Raw genomic sequence first — 22,854 nt, 5'->3', positions numbered from 1 at the left:
CATTATAGCAACATCCAAACCATAACCACTTAAAATAGCTTATTTAACAACTGCAGCAATGGTGCTTATTGCGCCTAGTGAACGTTCAAAAACAAGATTTTCATACTGTGTTAGCGACATACATTTTACATCCTAATTTTTCAATAGTACACCACCAATCGGCTCTATTTTTTTTAAACTTTCAAACATTTATCCTCGAAGTTAGGCAATACGCTTTTTTATAACGCTACAAGTTTTGAGCTAAAATATAGGCCCCCGTCCAAGCATTCTGAAAATTAAACCCGCCAGTAACCGCATCTATATTTAAAATCTCCCCCGAAAAGTAAAGATTAGGATGTAATTTACTTTCGTAGGTTTTAAAATCTATTTCTTTTAAATTTAAACCACCAGCGGTTACAAACTCCTCTTTAAACGTGCTTTTTCCGTCTACCATAAATTCAGCTTCGGTTAATTGATTCGTTAAAGCTTCTAATTGTTGTTTGTTTAAATCTGCCCAACGCATAACTTCGGTAATATCAGCCGCTAAAACTAACTGATACCAAAGACGTTTTGGCAAATCAAACTGAGGGAATTTATAGACTGTTTTTCTATTAAGCTCCTTTTTTATGGCTTTTAAACTCGCCATACAATCGGGAGAACTCTTACCAATAAAATTAATAGAGATAGCAAACTTATAGTCCATTTTTGCTAGTTCTAAAGCACCATAAGCAGACAATTTTAAAATAGAAGGCGCGCTCATTCCCCAATGGGTAATTAACAAAGGCCCACTAGACGCTAACGCGGTATTTTGCACCGTAATCTCTACATTTTTCACAACAACACCAGGGATGTTTTTTATCCGTTCGTCTTTAATATTAAACGTAAATAAAGACGGTACGGGAGCAGCCACGGTATGCCCTAAATATTCGAGAACTTTCCATATTTTAGGGTTACTACCCGTTGCTAAAACCACTTTCTTACAATGGTAAACGTCGTGTTTGGTTTGTATTTCCCAACCATTCTCGAGGGGCTTAAGGGTCGTTACAGGTTGATTTTTTAAGACCTCAACACCGTACTTTTCGACGTCATTTAAAAAACAATCGATTATGGTCTGTGAAGAATCGGAAACGGGAAACATTCTACCATCGTCTTCAATTTTAAGTTCTACACCTCGTTTTTCAAACCATTCTATCGTATCCCCTGTCATAAAAGTATGAAAAGGGCCTAACAGTTCTTTTTCACCTCTGGGATAATTTAAAACTAATTCTTGCGGAATAAATTCGGCGTGCGTGACATTACAACGACCACCACCAGAAATTTTAACCTTGGTTAGCACGTCTTTTCCACGCTCTAAAATGGCTATTTTTAAATGCGGATTTTTCTCTGCTGCATTTATCGCTGTAAAAAAACCAGCGGCTCCACCACCTACTATAATAATATCTTTTTCAATCATAATCTATCTGGAAAATCTCCTATAATACCATTTACTTTGTACAATTTCATTCGCGCTATCGATTCGGGTTCATTAACCGTCCATGTATTAATGGTGTAGCCTTCACCCTGCACTCGTTTTACATTATTCCTAGACAACAATGTAAAATTGGGATGTATAATTTTTGCTCCGACGGTGTCTGCAAACTCAATAGCTTCCTCTAAATTAGCTTTGGTTAAAACAGCAAGCGGAATCTTTTTATCTAATTCTGAAACGGTCTCTAATTCGTGTTTTTGAAAACTAGACACGATAAAATGTGAATAGCTCCAGTTATATTCGTGTATATATTTTTGAATGACACGAACCGTTTCGGCTGCAGTCTTTTTACCTTTTAACTCAATATTGACGATACATTTTTTATCGATAACATCTAACACTTCAGTTAAACTGGAAATATAATGTTTGTCGAAAACAACCACCGATTGTAACTGTTTTAAAGTGCATTTTGAAACCTCTCCAGTAGCATTCGTATTTCTATCTAAAGTAAAATCGTGAAACACAATTAACTCACCCGAAGCGCACAAATGCACATCGAGTTCTATACCATCTACATTGCATTCTAATGCTTTTTTAAATGACGCTATGGTGTTTTCGGCAAGATAACCAGCAGCACCACGATGCCCGATTTTTAATAGTTTTGACATAATACATCCAAATTAATTGTAGGATTCTAGGTTTTTCAAAGTTAAAACTATAATAACAGTTAGATTAATAAAATGATAAAAGTTATAAGTAACACCATTTTCAACTCTTATTTTTAAAGTATAAAAAAACCGCTTTATCATTCCGTAAGAATAATAAAGAGGTTTTAAAGGCTACGATTTTTTGTTTTTAGAAGGCGATACCAAATCCAAATGAGAAGCGTAAGCCTTCTTCACTATTAAAGAAGTTGAAAGTACCCTGAACAGAATCTGCTGCAGACACCCAAAAACCACCGCCGTAATCGTTATGCCATTTATCTGAAATGTCGTTTTTAAGCCATACACGCCCCATATCTCCACCTACAAACACTCCCAATTGCAACGGTAAGGTGTTTGTTCTAAAAGAGTTGAAACTGTAACGCAAATCGGCACTACCAACTAACGAATTTTTACCCGTAAAACGCTCGGCTCTATACCCTCTTAACCCGTTTTTACTACCAATATTTGACGCTTGGTAAAACACGAGGTCGTCACCAAAACGCAGTTGTGATCGCACATCTGTTTTTAAAACTAATTTTCTGTTTTGTGAAATAGAATTATAAAACCCTAAGTCGGTGTTTAAGTACCCATACGTGTATTTTGTGTTATCTGGTTCGGTTTTAATACCTGAATTAATATTAAAAGTCATCCCACGTGTTGGTGTAATTTTATTATCGAAACTGGCATAATTATAGTTTCCTTCAAGCCCAGTAAAATAACGTCTTTCGTAGAACTCTCCAGTAGCGTCTTGCGGCATAAGAGCATCAATAAATCGATTTGATGACGTCCCGATCTCAACACCTTCAGCAATTAAATGCACGCCATAATCACTACCAAAACTCCCTCTTCTAAGCACACCAACGCTGACTTTATATATACTTTTCCTTACGCGGTTGTAATCCAAATCAAGATCATCGTCTAGATTCTCTGTTTCGTTTCCGTATCCAAAAAAGTTATTTGTAAAATTCTCGGAAGTTAATTGTCCTCCCACGTGTAAATTCCACTCCCCAAACACATTAGCATACTCACCCTCATAGTCTAAACTAAAGCCGCTAGTGGCAAAGAAATAACCACCATAAAAACGGTGCTGTTGCGCGTAGGGATTGCGTTGAAAACCTTTAACGGTGTACACATCCGAAATACCCAATAACACGCCGTCATCTGGGTTATACCCTACGTTTGGTGTAATGGTATTATTGCGGACGATATTTTTATTAAAATCGAATAAATTATTATTATAAATATCTGTAAAATTTATACGCGCCCCATTATTTTCTTCAATAGTATTAGGTTTCGATTTGTGGTCGTAAACACGCACGCGACTTCCATTTTTAATTTTGTAGACATCATTGTTTTGTCCGCCAATGATGCGTATAGGAATCAAATTATTTGCTTTTCCCGTCACTTCGAAAACATCATCATCGTCCAAACCATAAATCCATAATTCTTTCGTAATATTTTTATTAAAGGTTCTATCCAGTATTACTTCGCCCTTTTCACCACCAATAATTCTCGAAACTTTTACGTTTGTTTCTTTATTTCCACTTCTGGTGATTTCGAAATAATCATCTTTATCCGTTCCAGAAATAATAACCAATTCGTTTAAATAATCTGAATAACGTTCGGCAATATCTATAATATTATCCCGTCTTCCTTTTAAGTGCTTTTGCACGTCTAGCAACGTAGAGTCTCTAGCTTCTTCTGGAATATTTGTAAAAGCTTTGTCTATAACAGCGTCAGTAATATTTTCCTTAAGAAACTGTGCTTGCTTAATCCAAACGTCTCTATTTGATTGTTGAATAAGTACTTTATCGAGTTTAATTCCTGCGCTATTCATCCATTTGATATCTTTTAACTCCGAATCATACACTTGTAGCTGGCGTGAAGCGCCCGATAAAAAACGAACAATATCGAGCAATGCTCCGTCGAAATTTGAAAACACTTGATCTCTATCCCTAGGAATAGGTTTAAACACTTTATCACCATTTTCTTGATCGAACTGTGCCCAACGCCATTGGTCTTGGTGCCGGTCCCAATCTCCAATTAGCATATCGAATAAACGCGCTCTAATAAAGGCATTTTCGTCTATTTTATACTTTTCATCTTCCCTTACTTTTTCAATAATATCGTGAGTACTTTCAATATCGTCTGCATATCCAAAGTTACGTTCGTGGGTATAATTTTTTTCCGGACGTTCTTCAATCATATACAATTCACCACCATAATTGGTATTGTAATCACCCATGTATTTATGTTTCGGAATAAAAAACACTTTAGGGTTGGTATGGTAAATTTTTGCCGCATCAGATAAATCTGGAACTACCAAAAAGGCATACGGGTGTGCCGCAGTATAAAAGTCGAGTACTAGGTTCTCTACCTTTGTTTTCTCGAATTCATTGGCTACATACGTTTCTTTAAATAATACCGTTTGTAAATACTGCGTTGCACTTTTTCTTAACGCACGCATATTTAATTGGCGCCCATCTTTAGTTTCTAACCGTAAAGATCGTGTTTGGTGCCCTCCACCAGCTCTTACAATATTTAATCCGCCATAAAGCGTATCTAAAGTGGCTACTGGAAACGCTACTTTTGTACTGTATAATTTTCTATATCTATCGCCCAAGACGGCTTTATACAACCCCGTCTTCTCAGTCTCGTCTGTAGAATACACCGATGTTTTAACGGTTTGAGGAAAAGTATCTGGCAAGGTTTCAACATCAAAAACAGCTCTTGATTTTGGTAACACTTCTTTATTAAATAATCCTACAGGCGCGCCGTTTTCTTCTTTATAGAAAGAAACCCAAACACTACCGTCTTTGTAAACCGTAAGCTTTGCAAATCCTTCTCTACCGTAAGAAAAAAGGCCATTATTACCCAATGCCACAGTTGATGCTTTCGAGCCTGCCCCAGAAACCACTTGTTTAATGCCCTCATTTTCTATGTATTGTAAATTGTGCTCGTGACCCGAAGCAAAAACAATATTATTATACTCTAAAGCCATTGTTTCAATTCTATTCATTAGCTCGTTATAACGTTCGTTAAAACGGTCTTGAATAGACACTCCTCCTTGGGTGCGCACCTGAGTTATTAACGAGGATAAAATGGGTAAAGGAAAATTACTTTGTGTAGGAAACAAATGCTTTCTAGCGCCGTAGTAGCCCCCGTGAATACCATTGGTATACATAGGGTGGTGCATTGCAAAAACAACCCGTTTATTTTGTGCTTTTTTAAGTTCGCCTTCTAACTCTTGAAAGAAACGTTCTCTAGTTTTTATCTCGCACTCGTCGTTAATAGTTGGATTCCGATTCCAGTTTTCTAAGTACCATTGCGTATCTATAACAATAAGTTGCACGTCTTCGTTAACCTCTATACTCTCCAACGGACAACCATTTTCCGGTTGAAAAGCATCTTTTCCAACGCTCTTTTCCACATACTTTTCTTCTTTTTTTAACCCCGCAACGCCACCGGCATACCAATCGTGATTTCCAGGAATAAAAATTTTAGTGCCTTTAAAATCCTCAATCGCTTTTGCTTGTGCATTTATAGCATTTTCGGCATTTTCTTCTTTGTATTTTTTTGTTTGGTCGAAACCATCTGGGTAAATATTATCGCCTAAAAACAAAACGTAATCGTCTTTAGTGTCTTTATTCTCTATCTGTTTTTTAAAAGCTTGTAGCCCAAGAGACATTCCGCCAATTGGAGATTTACCTGCATCACCAATAAGATAAAAAGCATTTTGAATTTCTTTACTAGGAAGTTGGACGTTTTTATTTTCGTCGTTTTTATATTTCACCTTTAAAGTAGCACAACCTGAAAGAACCGCTAAAGAGAGAAATGTTAGAATAAAGTTATTTTTTACCATATTATATTTTTAGTTTTCTTTTTTTAGTACTTTGGTTTAAATTTAATAATTATATATGTCGACACTAATTGAAAATACAGAAAAATTTGTATTAGAACTTTTTAAAAAAGAACTACCAAATACTTTTGTTTATCATAATTTCTCACATACGCATCGTGTCTTTAAAAGTACGAAAGAAATAATTGAAAATTCTGAAATAAATGTTAAGGACACCGAGATTTTAAAGCTCGCAGCCTTACTACACGACTGTGGCTACACAAAAACACGTGAAGGGCACGAAGAAGAAAGCGTTAAAATAGCGACCAATTATCTGAAATCTCAAGATGTCAATAGCGAAACTATTGAAGCCGTTAGCAAGTGCATAATGGCCACTAAATTTAAAGATTCTCCAAAAACAAAATTAGAAGAGATAATAAGAGATGCCGATGCTTCTCATTTTGGAAAAGATTATTTTCTAGAAGCTAGCGAATTTTTAAGAAAAGAACTCGAATTACAAAACGTAAAAAAATATAGCCCTAGCGAATGGCTTGATGAAAATATAGAGGTGCTTTCTAAAAATCACCGTTATTATTCGGATTATGCTATAAGAAATTGGGCGCCTAAAAAGAATAAAAATCTAATTGATTTATTAGAAGCAAAAAACAAAAAAAAGCGCAAAGCAGACAAAGAAAAACTAAAAGCTAAATATAAAGCACAATTTAAAAATGAAAGTCCGGAGCGTGGTATACAAACGTTTTATCGCGTAGCTTTAAGAAACCATATTAAATTAAGTGATATTGCTGATACAAAAGCCAATATATTACTTTCGGTAAATGCCATTATTATTTCGGTGGTATTGGCTAATTTAATTTCAAAATTAGACTCTAATCCCTACTTAACGATTCCCACCGTAATTTTTACCTTGTTTAGTGTAACGTCTATGATACTTTCTATTATTGCAACACGCCCCAATGTAACAAGTGGAGAGTTCACAAAAGAAGATGTTGAAAATCAAGATGTAAACCTCACCTTTTTCGGTAATTTTCATAAAATGGGATTGAAAGAATTTGAATGGGCCATCTCCGAATTACTTAAGGACAAAAATTATGTGTATACCTCACTGACTAAAGATTTATATTTCTTAGGAAAAGTCTTAGATAGAAAATACCGTTTACTGCGAATTACCTATACGGTATTTATGGTCGGCATTATTGTGTCGCTCATCGCTTTTGGCATTGCCGTACAAGGAAATCCGGGCAAACGCATTCAAGATGTTTTAAAACCAGAGCAAGGTTCGGCACTAATTATTTCTAAAGATTCTACAACTAAAGGTTACTATTGGAGTTAAGCTGAAATCTCTTTCATAAGATCGTCGTACGTATAAAATATTTTATCATTTGCAGTTGTAGTACTGTATAGAATATTTACACGTATGGCTTTTAAACCTGTAACGCCTTGTAAATCTTCGAGCTCTACTATTTCTAGTTCCGTATCTAAAATAGTCTTAGACTGTAAAAATTTTATATATTCTAAATACTCATGTTCTACATCTTTTGTAGAATATACAATGGTTAATTTACCTTTTTGGGTCGCACGAATGTCTGTGCCTTTTATATTTGCTTTATCCACTCGTTTTTTTACGACCTCGTAACGCGCATTGTACGTACCATCGACATCAAACTGGCGTTCATCGGCTCTAAAACGTATAGACAAGGGCTGATTAAATACTAAAACCATTGAAGCCACATCTAAGGCAATTGGATATTTATGTTTCTTGTTGTAGAAGGCATTTTCCATTTCGCACATCACTTGCAACTGCCAAAGCCTTAAATTCTTTAAATAAATTTCGTTAAAAGAATCGGTTTTGGTAATGGATTCGCCAATATACATATTGTGTTCTACCCCATCCGTTTTAAAACGCTCAAAATAATGAGGATACATTTTTTGGGCTTCTACTTGCTTTTTATCGATAATAGAAGACATATTCTTATTAATTAGCATAACGGTATCATCGTAGCTTTTTCGGTAATAATAAATAAGCCCTAAGCCGTAATCTATTTTACTAAAATAATCGGCAACATCGTCCTTCAAACTCTCATTGTTTTTTAATTGAAAACGGAATAATGGCGCTATATCATTGTTAAAGAAATCAGTTACCTCTTGCTCTGTATCGACTTTAAAATTACTTTTTAATTGTTTTTTGTATCCCTTAACTTGAAATAGCAACTGTTTATAAATGGGAAGACTTTCTACGGCATTGGCTTTTTCAATTACATTCTTAACTAAAGTTAATTGAAGCGATAAATCTTTTTGTGTCGCCAAATTTCTAGCTCCAGACGAGCCTTTTACATCAATCTGGCCATACAAAGGATATACCTGTTTAAACCTTATGGTTTTAAAAACGGCGTTCTCTTTTTTTGCATAACCATCAATTATGAATTGTCTTGCCGCTTCTTCAAATTTCCATTGTACACTAGGGTGTATCCCTGTACATTCTCGCTGAATAATGGCTTGAATTAAATTTTCCTCATCTAACTTAGAGCGTTTTACCGCCGATAAAATAAACGGCATCACATCGATAAGTTTATTAGCCGAAATACTATTTAAAACCTTAGGCTCTGGTGAGACAAGCTCTAAAACCCCCAACAGTTCTTCGCCATCGGCGATGGGTGCGAAAATAGCACTTTTAATACCTTGAGATTTTAAACTTGAAATTTGCGGTGCTTTACCTTCAGATTTTTCGTAGGCAGCATCAACATCTGAAATTGAATAATAGGTCTTGTCTTTTAATAATGCATTGAATGAATGATGACAGAATATGGTTTCGCAATCTACCTTTTTATTAGATTTTAAAAGATAACTACTAACGCTAGAGTCGTACACTTGAGTTAAAAAGCCATCTTCTTTATTATATATTGAAAAGCCTACGTTTAGATTATTCATATTAAAAAGCAATCTGAAAATAGACTGAAAATCGCCCATAAAACTGTTGCTTCTTCTTTTATTGGCACCAATTAAAGTCGATTTAATATTCGAAATGGATTGGTCTTCCGTAACATCAAAAATATTAGAAATCACAAACCCTTTGAAGATGTAACTTTGTATGGGAAACTTTTCTTTCCAAAGCGAGATATCATCAAAATTATCAAGGAGTTCATCAAAATCGGTTTGAGTTAATGGTGGTGCGCTGTCTGTTTTTAGTATTTCAGCAAAATCGGCATTATATAAAATTTTATAAATTCTTAAAACTCCATTTCGATCAGGAATTTCGTAGTACAACGGACGTTTAAAATTAATCTCATAGTGATAATATATTTTTAAAATGATAACACACGCTAAAATATAATTGTCGTTTTCAGGGTTGTTTTTTACATTCAACTTAAAATCATCTCCGGCATCTTCAACAATTTTTTTAAATCGATTGGAGGCATTAAAAATAAAATTATGCATCGGTAAAGACGCTGTTTTTATCTCGTTATTTGTAAGCACTTCACTAAAAGATTCCTGAAGAATAACACGCACCTCTTTTTGATGTGTTTTTAGTAAGCTCACATCGGTAAAACCTTCTCTTAATATAGGATATGGTTGTTGTTTTCTTAAAACGCGTTTAGCGTTTTCAGCAATGTGATAGTCCTTACTTTCTGCTAATTCTTCATAATGTTCTAGCAATTTGTTAAAACTAATTTTTAACAAAAAAGGTAACGTTATATTGTCGTTTAAATCTTTCATCTAAAAGTAAAGTTACTACTATTTTAAGTATAATTTTTTATCAGCCCCATCTTGTTTAGAAAATTCAAGGGTATGCCTTTGTCGGAATTTGTTTAACACATAACACTAAGCTCCAAAAAACACGCTTAAAATCACGGTGTCGAACCTTCGTTTAGCTTTTAGGTCGCATTAATCCCTCCTGCGCTACAGACGCGACTAATGTGCCCTCTCTAGTAAAAATATTCCCTTTCGTAAACGCTCTAGCATTGGAGGCACTCGGTGACTCTATAGAAAAGAGTAACCAATCGCTAAAATCGAAATCTCTAAAAAACCACATAGAATGATCTAAACTTGCCATTTGCGTGTTTCCAAAATGCGCCTTACTGGCGTGCGGGTTTATAGCTGTCGTTAACACACTATAATCGGAAATATAAGCGAGAATTTGCTGCTTTGTGGCGTAATCGAGATTGGTAACCTCTCCTTTTAGTTTAAACCATACATCGTTGTAAGGTGGTAAATCTTTTTTCTCTAATGGATTTAATAACACGGTAGGTTTAAATTCTATGGGGCGAACCACTTCAAGAAACTCTCGGGTTTTATTGGGCATATAACTACCGTACTGCTTCAATAATTCATTCCAACTTAACAGGTCTTCCGGTTGCTTGATATTACTTTTCATCTCTATTTGATGATTGTAACCCGATTCGGTTTTATGAAAAGAAAGAGCCATTATAAAAATAGTTTTACCATGCTGAATAGCCGTAACGCGACGCGTAGAAAAACTGCCACCATCTCTAACACGGTCTACGGTGTATTTAATAGGAACTGTTAAATCGCCAGCTTCTAAAAAATAAGCGTGTAACGAATGTAAATGCCTGTGCTCGACGGTATCGATAGCGGCATTTAATGCTTGAGCTATTACTTGACCTCCAAAAACATTGGGACTTCCCACCGTTTGGCTTACGCCTAAATAGTCGTTATTACTATCTTTTTTAAGATTTAAAAGTTCTAATAACTCGGGTAATGAATTCATAGGCTTTGTTATTTTTCCGTGCTAAGGTCTTAAAAGAAGGTTTAGTAAACAAAAATGTATAATTTTAATTTCAGTTTAATAACAACTTCGATTTAGACCAACTGATATTATTGTTCTTTGTTAAGTGCATCAGTAGATTTGTCGGCGGTAGTCTTCATCACAATAGTCCGGTATGGAAATGGTATTTCTATTCCTTCTAAATCAAAGCGTTTTTTAACACTTTCCAGCACATCGCACTTTAAATTAAACGAATCGGTATAGGTACTCGCCCACGCCCAAGCTCTAATGGTCATCGACGAATCGTTTAATTTAGTTAAGGCCACTCTAATTACAGGTTTGTCCTCCTTCTTATCTAAAAGTGTTCTATTATCAAAAATTAACGGATGATTCCCACATTCTTCTTGCAGTATTTTTTTGGCTAAATCGATATCACTATCGTAAGAAATACCAATTTCAATATGCTCGCAGCATTTAAGCTCGCCTAAATCGTAATTAATTAGTTTTTCTTTATTAATTATAGCGTTGGGAATAACAATCATTTTATTTTCATAATTTCTTATAATAGTATGTCGCAACGTTATATCGGTAACCGTACCTACCATTGTATCCGAAAGCCTTACAACATCACCTATTTTAAAAGGTTTAAATGAAATAATAAAAATTCCTCCAACTAAATTGGATAACGCTTCTTGAGATGCCACACCGGCAATTAAGGCAATAACACCTGCCCCTCCAAGAGCTGTTTGAGACACGCCTCGCAATGAAGGAAATACTAACATCACTAATAAAAAGCCTACAAAATACACACTAAATACCGCCACATACCTAATAAACTTAAAAGCTGTAGGATCCTCATTATAGAGTATTTTGTTTTTTATACTTCTCTTAAACCATAAGTTGGTGAGCGTACCTCCAATTATAGTTAACACGGCAACCATTCCTACATAAAGCACTAATTTAAAATTAGTTAAAATATAATCATAGTAATCATCACCCATAAAAACGAGACTTAATGCCAAGACGCCAAGCACAATCCAAAGGGTATTAAGAATATGTTTTATAAAAATAAACGGGCGTTCCGTTTCGCCGGGAAAGCGTTCTTTTTCCTTTTTTACCGACCATTTATGCAATACGTTCGTTATAACGCACAGCGTAATCACGCTAACAATAATGCCAATTATAGCGATAATATTGGTTTTAAATAGCTCTATTAATTCTCTCATTATTATGTATTCGTTATTTTTATTAAACCGCTCTAATCTCACGGCTAAGTTAAGTGGTTCTTACAACTTTATTCCACAAAAAAGAGCCTACAAATTAATGCAAGCTCTTTTTTTTTACTGTGTATAAGTTTTATTTCCAGCCGCCTCCTAAAGCTGTGTATAAATAGACTATAGACTGTAATTTATTATTTCTTGCATTGATTAAATCTAGTTTTGAATTTAAAGCATTTTCACGAGAACTTAAAACTTCTAAATAATTTACTAAGCCATTTTTAAGTAATTCATCTGAATAGTTAGTCGCTAAGTCGTATGCATCGAACTCTTTTTGTTTAATTTCAATCTTATCTACTGCATTTTGATACGAATACATAGCATCTGAGACTTCTTTACTCGCTTTCAAAATAGACTGTTTAAATAGAAGCCTTGACTGCTCTTGTTGTGCTTGAGCCACTTCGTGTTGTGTTTTTATCTTTCTACCATTAAAAATAGGCTGTGTTAAACCACCCACTAGAGATGCGAAAAGAGAGTTTGCATTAAATAACGTATCGAATTCTAAACTTTGCAGTCCGCCATTTGCAGATAATGTAAGCGACGGATAGAAGCTACTTCGTGCAACGTTTGTCATTTCGAAAGCACTTCGTAATTTAAACTCTGCAGCCATAACATCAGGTCTATTACTTAATAATAGCGTAGGCACTCCGGTAGCCAACTCGGTGTCTATAATTTGATCTTCTAAAGAGGAACGTTCAATATCCATAGGCATTTTACCTAAAAGAATAGCCATTGTATTTTCTAACAATCGACTTTGCGTTTTTAAATCTAACAAAATAGCTTGTGCAGTGTACAACTGTGCCTCCGTTTGCTTCACTCCAACTTCAGTAACGTTTCCAGCTTCTTTTAAAGCTTTTGTGGTTTCTAAACTACTGCTTCTATTCTCAATTGTCCTCTCGGTCACTTCAATTTGCTCGTCTAAGGCAAGCAAGCTGAAATAGGTAGACGATATATTCGAAATCAATCGTGTTTTTACGGCGTGATGTGCGGCGACTGTTTGCAAATAAGAGGCTTTAAACGACCGACTATTACTTCTTATTTTACCCCAAATATCGGCTTCCCAAGACACGTTTCCTGTAACCTCATATTGATCTTGAGAGCCACTTAAAAAAGAACCAAACTGACTATTGTTAGATAATTCTTGATGTGTGTATTTTAAATTTCCGGAAAGCGTTGGTAAAAAGCCCGCTTTTCCTTGCTTAACATAAGCTTCAGCCGCCACGATTTGCTGAATCGCCACTCTAATATCTATATTATGTGTTAGACCGCTCTCTATATAATGCGTTAACACAGGATCTGTAAACAACTCGTGCCAAGAGACGCTTGCCATAGAGACTGTATCTTGAGCTACAGCATCTATTCTATAATTTTCTTCAATATTTAACTCTGGTCGTTTGTAATCTTTGGCCACAAAACAAGATTGTAAAGTAAGCATTGTAAAAACGACAAGAGTTCCTTTTATAACTACTGTTTTCTTCATTTTAAAATTCTGTTTGGTATTAATGTGCGTCCACTTGTTGCTGCTCTGGCTTCGCCTTTGGCTTCACCACTTTTTCTTGTAACCATTGAAACAACATATATAGAATTGGGATAACGAATACCCCCAAAACGGTTCCTATTAATAATCCTCCTACGGCACCTGTACCAATCGCACGGTTACCTTCAGACCCCACACCCGAAGCAAAAACTAAGGGCATAAGACCAAATATAAAGGCCAATGATGTCATTAAAATAGGACGTAACCTCGCTTTTGCACCATCGACAGCTGAATCGAAAATTGACTCTCCGTTTTTACGGCGTTGTATCGCGAACTCAACGATTAATATGGCATTTTTGGCCAATAGTCCAATTAACATAATAAGAGCAATTTGGAAATAAATGTTATTTTCTAGCCCAGCGACTTTAGTCGTTATAAAAGCTCCAAATATCCCTAATGGTAATGATAAGATTACAGAGAATGGTAGGATAAAACTTTCGTATTGCGCACTTAAAATAAAATACACAAACACAATTACTAATATTAAAATAACCGTGGTTTGGTTTCCTGCATTTTGTTCCTCTCGTGTTAATCCAGAATACGCCGTACTAAAGTTACTTGGCAGCGACTGCGACACCTCTTCTACAGCAGCAATAGCATCTCCTGTACTAAATCCTGGATTTGTTGCACCAGTAATTTTTGTTGAATTAAACAGGTTGAAACGCGTTACCGATTGCGGACCAAAGACACGCTCTAACGATACAAATTGTGTTATTGGCGCCATCTCTCCCGAACTTGTTTTTACAAACATATTACTTAAATCCTGAACCTTAGAACGCTCTGAAGGCAATGATTGCACATACACTCTATATTGTTTTCCAAACCTTGAGAAATCGGCAGTATATATACCACCAATATACCCTTGAAGCGTATTAAAAATACTATTGATATCAACGCCGTTATTTTTCGCTAGCTCCATATTAATATCCAGCTTATATTGTGGATATTTTGTACTGAACGACGATTGCGCGTATTGAAATTCTGGACGCTGCATTAAACTGGCAATAAATTCTTTATTCACTTTATCTAATCCGGAAAAGTTACCACCAGACTTGTCTAGTAAGTTAACTTCCACACCAGAAGATGTACCAAAACCGGGAATACTTGGTGGTGAGAAAAAGATAATATTTGCTTCAGGAATGGTTGAGGCAATACCAAATAAAGTTCTCGTTATGGCTTGAACAGACTCATTATCTTCGGTACGCTCACTCCAGTTCTTCAGTTTTATAAACCCTAATCCGTAGTTATTACCCGCACCGTTAATTAAACTAATACCGTTAATAGTGGTTACACTTTCTACTCCTGGAATATCTTTCACCTTTTGGTATAATAGATTATTTACTTCGGCAGTTCTATCAATGGAAGCGCCCGGAGGCAATTCCATATTAATAAATACTAATCCTCTGTCTTCATCTGGAACAAAGCCGCTTGGCGTTGTTTTTACAGCCCATAAAATACCGATTACTGACGCTATTAAAATAGCACCTGTAATCCATTTGTGTCTAAAGAGAAATCCTAAAGACTGACCGTAACGTTTTACCGTTACATCAAACCCTTTATTAAACGCAGAGTAAAAACGCTGCATAAAACCTTTCTTTTCTTCTTCTCCATGTGGTTTTAATAATAGCGCACATAACGCCGGACTTAACGTTAAAGCATTTACTGCTGAAATTAAAATGGCGACAATAAGCGTGACTCCAAACTGCTCGTAAAACACTCCCGTTGGTCCAGTAATAAAAGTTACTGGCACAAAAACTGCGGCCATTACTAAAGTAATAGATACAATAGCACCAGAAATTTCACTCATTGCCGTAATAGTAGCCTTTTGAATATCTTTTGCGCCCTCGTCAATTTTTGCGTGAACGGCTTCTACAACCACAATGGCATCATCCACTACAATACCAATCGCCAACACCAAGGCGAATAAGGTTAATAAGTTAATGGAATATCCAAATAAGTTTAAGAAGAAAAACGTACCTACAATAGACACTGGTACCGCAATTGCAGGGATAAGAGTCGATCTAAAATCTTGTAAAAAGAGAAATACTACAATAAATACCAGAATAAAAGCTTCTATTAATGTGTGTGTTACTTTTTCGACTGAAGCATTTAAAAACTCATTGGTATCGTAAGGAATAACAACATCGATTCCTTCTGGAAAATTTGTTTTTAAGTGTGCTAATTCTAATTTAACGTTTTCAATAATTTCTTGAGCATCCGATCCTTTTGTTTGATAAATCGCTAATGCCACACTCGGGTTACCATCGGTTTGAGCCGTTGTAGCATACGATTGTGCATCAAGTTCAACTTTTGCTACATCTTTTAAGCGTAAATATTCGCCGTTACCAAGTGCTTTAATAATAACGTTTTCGTATTGCGCTTCGGTTCTAAAACGACCGTCGTAACTAATTACATAAGAGAAAGCTTCCCCATTATTTTCACCAATTGTACCCGCTGCCGCCTCCTGACTTTGCTCGTTTAAAGCCTTAGAAACGTCTGAAGGTGCTAAACCATAAGCGGCCATTTTATTTGGCTGTAACCAAATACGCATCGCATAATCTTTACTACCAAATACGTTAACATTTCCGACACCGTTTACCCTTTGAAAGGCAGGAACGACATTAATTTTCAAGTAATTTTGTAAGAATACGTCGTCATAATCTTTAGAGGAACTATAAAAACTAAGGAACATTAAAGCACTAGTTTGTTGCTTTTCGGTTAAAACTCCTGTCTGTCTTACCGCTTGTGGTAATAATGGGTTTGCCCTAGCAACACGGTTCTGCACGTTTACCGCCGCAATATCTGGATCGACATCTTGACCAAAATATACCGTAATTTCGGCGGTACCGTTATTTGTTGCCGTAGACGTAATATACGTCATCCCTTCAACCCCATTAATTTGTTCTTCGATAGGAACAATAACACTCTCTAAAATCGTCGCCGCCGTTGCGCCTGGATAAGCAGCTGTTACTTTTATGGTTGGCGGTGCTATATCTGGATATTGCGTTACCGATAGAGAGGTTAGCCCTAGCACCCCCAAAATTAAAATAAGAATGGAAACTACCGCCGAAAGTACCGGTCGTGTTATAAATGTTTTTAACATTATTTCTACTTTTTTTATAATGAATTATTGAAACTCTTTTGTGATGGGTTTTGCTATGCTGTCAAAATTCACCATTTTTGGCTGTATAGGCATACCACTTCTTAGCTTACCAATACCTTTAACAACTATGGTTTCATTTGCTTTAATCCCAGAGTCTACAATGTATAAACTACCCGCTTTTGCTTTAATAGTAATCGCTTGCGCTGTAGCCGTATTATCATCTTCAACTTTATACACAAAAATGCCTTCTTGTTGTTCGAAAGTAGCCTCTTGCGGTACCACGACGACATCTTCAAAGACGGTGGGCACTTTAATAATTCCGCTATTACCATTGGTTAATAATCCATTGTCATTTTTAAATAGAGCACGGAAAGAAATAGTTCCTGAATTGGGATTAATTTGAGAGTTTATGGTTTCTATCGTTCCTTTTTGATCATATTCATATCCATTCGCCAAGATTAAAGTCACTTTTGGAAAGTTCTTTATTTTATCAGCTTTAGAGGCGCCTTCAGCACTTTGAAGAAAATTTAAATACGCTTTCTCATTCATAGAGTAATAAGCGTAAACATTACTAACATCAGACACCGTAGTTAACGGTTGTTGATCATTTGGACTGACCAAAGACCCTTTTCGCAATCTAACGCTACCTACATAACCATCTACCGGGCTTTTTATAGTACCATAACTAATAGTTGCTGCAATACCACTATAGCCGCTTTTTGCTTGTGCTAACTTTGCCTTTGCCGTTTCTAATTGTACTGCACTAATAATATTTTTTGCTACCAAAGGTTTTAACTTTTCTACCTCTACCTGGGCCGCATTTACATTCGCTTTTGCTGCAGCAGCGTCTTGGTTCATAGATTGTGTTTCTAACTTAAAAAGCAGCTGTCCTTTTTTTACTTTCTGACCTTCGTCTACGAAAACGCCGGTGATATATCCTGATATTTTTGCACGCACTTCACTATTTGTAAGCCCCTCAATACTTGTGGGGTAGGATTTATAAGTGGTCACGGTTTGCAACGGCAATTTTACGACCGGTAACGACAGTGCTGGTCTTGATGCAGCAGCACCGCCTTTTGCAGCATCCTTCCCACAGGACATCACTAACAATAAAGCTATAAGTGGGATTGAATTTTTAAAGAGTGTTTTCATAATTTTATAATCTACAATTGATTTTTATACTGTTCTATTTCTTTTATTTTCTTTAAATATCCATCGCGTAAATGCGCTAAATACTCTTGATATATTCTAACTAATGATTCTTCTTTTTTAAATTTCTTAGGATTATTTATTTTGTTGTACGCTGTAACTTTATTAATGATGTATAACTCTTGTTCAAACAACTCTGTATGTCTTTCCATTGCTGTTTTTACATAAAACTCAGACATTCGGAAATAGCGTTTGCGTTCGCCAAATTTGGTATAATACGCTACGTAATGAAGATTTACCAAAATCTTAAGATTATTGGACACCGAACTTTTACTGGCTTGATGTACTCTAATAATATCTTCGAAGGTTAACCCTTCTTCTGACGATAAAAGTAAAGTGGTATAAATTCTAGCTGCTAATGGTGTAAGATGCAAGCGCTTTTCAATTAATAAACCAACCTCTTCGGTTAGTAAATCGTCTTTATTTAACACTTTTTTCATAATGCAATTCTTTATTTGAAATGCAAATATACTATTAGTTCGTAACAATACGAACTAATAGTGTTTAAAATTGTGTTATATTTTATTCCAGACTTTTAACTATACTTTTCTTTCAAAAAAAGGAGTACCTAATAATACTACGATTATCTCGGTACGAGCCGCGGTTCCTTCTTCTGTTCTCGAATTAAATAGATACCTATTAAGATTAATATCCCCCCGAAAACATACCACAAAGAGAATTCCTCACCATCTATTAACCCCCAAATAACAGCAACTATAGGTAACAAGTAGGTTACTGTGCTGGCAAATACTGGCGATGTATTCTGAATAAGCTTGTAATATAACAGCATTGCAACGGCAGTACCTAGAACGGTAAGTATCGCTAAGTAACCCATTGCCTCAGTCGATTCTGGGGTAATTTGGAAACGGGTAAAAAAGCCCGTTCCTAATAAAATTAGAAAAGAAGGCAGCATCCAAATAGTAAAAATGCCTCCAGAGAGCGGCATAGAAGGCACGTGTTGTAGTTTTTCTTTTATAATTAATGCTGCCAGCCCATAACAAGCCGTAGCTAAAACAACCAATAAGGCGTAACCTAATTGAGAATCGGCTGTACTAGATTCTGAGAAATACATTAACGTCGCAGCGCCCGAAAAACCAATAACGGCGCCAAGCACTTGTATTGTTTTACTGCGAATTCCAAAAAATAAAAAGCCTAAAACCAGTACGAAAACCGGCACTAAAGAATCTAAAATACCCGCTAGCGAACTACTTACTTGTGTTTGTGCCAACGGAAATAAAAACATTGGTAAAAAATTACCAAAAAAGCCAGCCGTAGCAATCCAAAACAGTGTGTTTTTATCCATTCTGCGTAATGCAGGAACTCCAATGACCGCCATAATTAACCCCGAAACGCCAACGCGAATAGCACCAATTTCGTATGGTGTAAACGCAATTAAAGATTTCTTTATTAAAATAAACGAACTGCCCCAAGTAAGTGCAATGATTATTAATAAAAACCAGCGATTTTCGAATGCTTTTCCCATAAATGTATTCTCAAGTATAGCTGTTTTAACAGACTTACAAATTAATTTATCTTTTTCCGTTGTGTAAAGACATCAAATTACTCCGTCGTTTGAAACTCTGCTATTTTAGCGATGGTTACAGCAACGAGATCTCTCATTTTCGTCAGATAATCTTGTGTAATTAATCCTAAAGATTCTTCGTTAACGAACTTTTCTTTTTGAAATTCTTTATTGTAATTATTTATTTTATCAACAAGGGTAATTTGTTTTTCAAGCGCATCCATATAGATTTCTAAAAATTTTATCTGAAAATATTTAGACACTTTAAAATAACGTTTCCTATCCCCTGGTTTGGTGTAATATTCTATATATCTTAATTGAAGAAGTACTTTTATATTTACCGAAATAGAACTCTTGCTAGCTTCAATGGATTCTTTTATCTCATCGAAAGTCAACCCGTCGTAAGACGTCATCGTTAGCAAGGCATAAATACGCGATGCTAACGGCGATAAGCCCGCCCGTTCTTCAATACCCATTCCGATATCTTCGATAAGTTCTTTATGTTGTATTGAGGCTGCTTTCATATTCAAATTTTTTACAAAGCTACAATTAGTTCACAACATAATGAACTCATTCTTAAAATACAAAATGCTAATAGGCTTTATTCCTATATATAAGATGAACCACAATGATTAATGCAGACAAAACAATCCCTAAAACAGAAACACCAACCCACGCGTAGTGCTGCCAAGCGAAAGCACCTAAGACCGTACCTAGAGCTCCGCCAATAAAAAACCCGACCATATAAATAGTGTTTACACGATTACGGGCTTCTGGGTTTTTTGAGAAAATGATGTTTTGATTGGTTATGTGTAACCCTTGTAAACCTAAATCGACCACAATAACACCAATGACTAGGCCAATTAAAGACTGAGCGGAAACCAAAAACACAAACCAAGAAACGAGAATTAAAATAGCACTAACCATTATAATTTTATTCTTACTGACTTTGTCATTCATTTTACCAACAACAGTTGCTCCTAAAGCACCGGCAATTCCAAACAGCCCAAAAACGCCTGTTACACCACTACCGTAACCAAAGGAATCCTCCATTAAAAATACGAGCGTTGTCCAAAAGGCACTTAACCCCGCAAAAGCTAAAGCACCTCTTAAGGCTGCTACGCGTAAAGCGGGTTCTGTTTTAAAATAAAACCAAAGTGATTTCATTAAGCTGGCATAACTATCTTTGTAGGTCGGCTTCATTTTTGGAAGTTTATAGGCTAGCAAAACGAATAAAACAACCATCAGTAGCGCTGCTGCATAGTACATAATGCGCCAACCAAATTGCGCTCCAACTAAGCCACTAATTACGCGACTTCCTAAAATCCCAATTAATAAACCACTCATTACGATACCTATTGCCCGCCCGCGACCTTTATCGTCTGATAATGCTGCTGCCATAGGCACAAATAACTGCGGAATAGCAGAGGTAAAACCAATTAAAAAACTACTCGCTATTAATAGAAATAACGTATTAGATAAACCTGCCGCGACTAAAGCCAGAACCATTACAAAAAAATCTACTCTTAATATTTTTTTATTAGATATTTTATCGCCGAGCGGAATAATAAACAACAACCCAAAGGCGTAACCCAATTGCGTAGATAATGCAACATTGCTAACCGCAGAATCAGAGACGTTGAATGTAACGGCCATTTGATGCAATAATGGTTGATTATAATACAAATTAGCAACGATTAACCCTGCCGATGTGCTCATTAAATATAAAACGGAATTCGTTAGTTTTGGTGACATTCTTGAAGTTGATGTTTACTATTTTTAACCTTAAAACAAAGGTGCAAAGTTATCAAAAAAAGGTACATTTCGCTTAAATAATGCCCTATCGAAACAAAACATCCTTTTAATTGCAAGAATTAAAAGGATGCCTATACTATTTGCATCACGACATCTTTAGGATATCTGAGTGCTCTAGTTTCTATTTTGCCTATAGAGTGAACTTATAAACTTAAAATATCTGCATAGTGCTGTAAGTCTACTTCTACTGGTGTAATAGAATCAAACTCATTTGTACCGCTGTTATAAGTATAATCTGCAGACCATTCTTTTTGATTCGCTACCATCTCTTTAATAGACTCTACAACATAGGTAATTTCCTTGTTAGACATTGTTGGATGAATAGATAAACGTACCCAACCTGGCTTCTCGGTTAAATTTTTCGCTTCAATTTGTGCAATAATTTCGCTAGAACTAGCAGCGTTAATACCACATAAATAATGCGCATACGTACTAGCGCAAGACCAACCACCACGCACTTGAATTCCGAAACGGTCGTTTAATAAACGTACCGCTAAATTGTAATGCATATGGTCTATATTGAAAGACACACAACCAATTTGCTTTTGGTGTCTTGTCCCTAACAACGTTAATTCATTGATATCTTCAACCCCATCATAAAAAGACTTTAAAAGTTCGTCTTCACGTTCTTTCATTTTATCGACATTCATTTTCTCTTTTAGATTAATAACAAGAGCCGCTCTTATTACTTGAATAATGCCTGGCGTCCCACCGTCTTCTCTAGTTTCTGGATCTTCCACATATTTAAATTCCCCTGAAGGTTTTGTCCACTTTACGTTTCCACCACCTGGATTATCAGGAATTTCTCTTTGGTGTATATTTTTATTGTATACTAAAACACCACAACTTCCCGGACCACCTAAAAATTTATGAGGAGAAAAGAAAATAGCATCTAAACACTCATCCTCATTTTCTGGGTGCATATTAATGTTTACATACGGCGCCGAGGCCGCAAAATCTACGAAACAAAGTCCGCCATACTTATGCATTATTTTAGCCAATTCTTGGTACGGAGAAATAATACCCGTAACGTTAGAACACGCTGTAAACGCACCAATTAGATACTTACGATCGCTATATTTTTTGATTTCATTTTCTAAGACTTCGGTCGCTACCAATCCTTTATCGTCTGGAGGAAGGATAACAACATCGGCTTCTGTTTCAAACCAACACACTTGATTAGAGTGGTGTTCCATATGTGTTATAAATACTACTGGTCTATCCGCCTCTAAAACGGGTGCGCCGCTAAGGTTTGCTGGTAATAACTTAAGGATGCGTAGTAACTTATTTAAAGCACCCGTCATCCCTGTTCCTGTGGTTACTAATACATCCTCTTCTGAAGCGTTAACGTGTTGTTTAATCACGTTACGCGCTTCATGATATAAGTATGTTGTCGCCTTACCACTTTCACTTGAAAAAGAGTGTGTATTCGCCATCATTGGCCCCACTTTTTCACAGATTACATTTTCAATAGGTTGGTATAATCTTCCACTAGCAATCCAATCGGCATACAACATATTTTGTTTACCATACAGAGATTTAAACGTGGCATCGTTACCTATTACACCAGCTCTGAAGGGTTTAAAATAGGCTTCTAAATCTAACGTGGTGTCTTGTTTATTAAGTGTATCTGTTTTCATAATGTGTTATTCTGTAATTTT

The 22,854-nt window shown here is 35.9% G+C and carries 15 protein-coding genes; 1 reads left to right on the top strand and 14 read right to left on the bottom strand.

Features of this window, described 5'->3' with window-relative positions; genetic code table 11:
- Positions 1-226: 226 nt before the first annotated feature.
- From ES677_RS08905 to ES677_RS08895, 3 genes are all read right to left on the bottom strand, one after another.
- Positions 227-1,432, bottom strand: a complete 1,206-nt coding sequence (locus ES677_RS08905; RefSeq protein ID WP_148381054.1) for a BaiN/RdsA family NAD(P)/FAD-dependent oxidoreductase — start codon at positions 1,430-1,432, stop codon at positions 227-229.
- The gene (locus ES677_RS08900) at positions 1,429-2,115 is read right to left on the bottom strand and encodes a glycerophosphodiester phosphodiesterase (RefSeq protein ID WP_148381053.1); all 687 of its coding nucleotides are present in this window, start codon (positions 2,113-2,115) and stop codon (positions 1,429-1,431) included. The genes ES677_RS08905 and ES677_RS08900 overlap by 4 nt, the downstream gene beginning before the upstream one ends.
- Positions 2,116-2,302: 187 nt before the next feature.
- The gene (locus ES677_RS08895; protein WP_148368506.1) at positions 2,303-6,013 is read right to left on the bottom strand and encodes a metallophosphoesterase; all 3,711 of its coding nucleotides are present in this window, start codon (positions 6,011-6,013) and stop codon (positions 2,303-2,305) included.
- A gap of 55 nt (positions 6,014-6,068) precedes the next feature.
- On the opposite strand from ES677_RS08895, the gene ES677_RS08890 reads away from it, so the two are divergent.
- Positions 6,069-7,340 carry a Pycsar system effector family protein gene (locus tag ES677_RS08890; RefSeq protein WP_148381052.1) on the top strand — a complete coding sequence of 424 codons (1,272 nt, stop codon included), beginning with the start codon at positions 6,069-6,071 and terminating at the stop codon, positions 7,338-7,340.
- Here ES677_RS08890 and ES677_RS08885 read toward each other — a convergent pair.
- From ES677_RS08885 to ES677_RS08835, 11 genes are all read right to left on the bottom strand, one after another.
- A complete protein-coding gene (locus ES677_RS08885; protein WP_148381051.1) occupies positions 7,337-9,721 on the bottom strand; it encodes a GAF domain-containing protein in 2,385 nt (794 codons plus the stop codon). The genes ES677_RS08890 and ES677_RS08885 overlap by 4 nt on opposite strands.
- Before the next feature lie 151 nt (positions 9,722-9,872).
- Positions 9,873-10,733, bottom strand: coding sequence for an acyl-CoA thioesterase (locus ES677_RS08880; RefSeq protein WP_148368509.1), 861 nt, complete (start codon positions 10,731-10,733; stop codon positions 9,873-9,875).
- 107 nt (positions 10,734-10,840) lie between these two features.
- A complete protein-coding gene (locus tag ES677_RS08875) occupies positions 10,841-11,956 on the bottom strand; it encodes a mechanosensitive ion channel family protein (protein WP_148368510.1) in 1,116 nt (371 codons plus the stop codon).
- A 130-nt stretch (positions 11,957-12,086) separates the two neighbouring features.
- Positions 12,087-13,487, bottom strand: coding sequence for an efflux transporter outer membrane subunit (locus ES677_RS08870; protein ID WP_170235056.1), 1,401 nt, complete (start codon positions 13,485-13,487; stop codon positions 12,087-12,089).
- A 19-nt stretch (positions 13,488-13,506) separates the two neighbouring features.
- A complete protein-coding gene (locus tag ES677_RS08865; protein ID WP_148381050.1) occupies positions 13,507-16,647 on the bottom strand; it encodes an efflux RND transporter permease subunit in 3,141 nt (1,046 codons plus the stop codon).
- Between the two features lie 24 nt (positions 16,648-16,671).
- The gene (locus tag ES677_RS08860; protein ID WP_148381049.1) at positions 16,672-17,799 is read right to left on the bottom strand and encodes an efflux RND transporter periplasmic adaptor subunit; all 1,128 of its coding nucleotides are present in this window, start codon (positions 17,797-17,799) and stop codon (positions 16,672-16,674) included.
- Positions 17,800-17,810: 11 nt separating this feature from the next.
- Entirely contained in the window at positions 17,811-18,296 is a 486-nt protein-coding gene (locus ES677_RS08855) for a GbsR/MarR family transcriptional regulator (protein WP_148368513.1), read from the bottom strand.
- Between the two features lie 143 nt (positions 18,297-18,439).
- On the bottom strand, positions 18,440-19,339 hold the full coding sequence (locus ES677_RS08850; protein WP_148368514.1) for a DMT family transporter: 900 nt from the start codon (positions 19,337-19,339) through the stop codon (positions 18,440-18,442).
- A 77-nt stretch (positions 19,340-19,416) separates the two neighbouring features.
- On the bottom strand, positions 19,417-19,902 hold the full coding sequence (locus ES677_RS08845) for a GbsR/MarR family transcriptional regulator (RefSeq protein WP_148381048.1): 486 nt from the start codon (positions 19,900-19,902) through the stop codon (positions 19,417-19,419).
- A gap of 67 nt (positions 19,903-19,969) precedes the next feature.
- On the bottom strand, positions 19,970-21,133 hold the full coding sequence (locus ES677_RS08840) for an MFS transporter (protein WP_148368516.1): 1,164 nt from the start codon (positions 21,131-21,133) through the stop codon (positions 19,970-19,972).
- A 203-nt stretch (positions 21,134-21,336) separates the two neighbouring features.
- Entirely contained in the window at positions 21,337-22,833 is a 1,497-nt protein-coding gene (locus ES677_RS08835; protein WP_148381047.1) for an aminotransferase class V-fold PLP-dependent enzyme, read from the bottom strand.
- Positions 22,834-22,854: the final 21 nt, after the last annotated feature.

The organism is Bizionia gelidisalsuginis (genome assembly GCF_008086185.1).
In the GTDB taxonomy this organism is placed as follows: Bacteria; Bacteroidota; Bacteroidia; order Flavobacteriales; family Flavobacteriaceae; genus Bizionia; species Bizionia saleffrena.
Note: the sequence above shows the minus strand (reverse complement) of the source record. Positions and strands in the feature narration are given on the sequence as shown.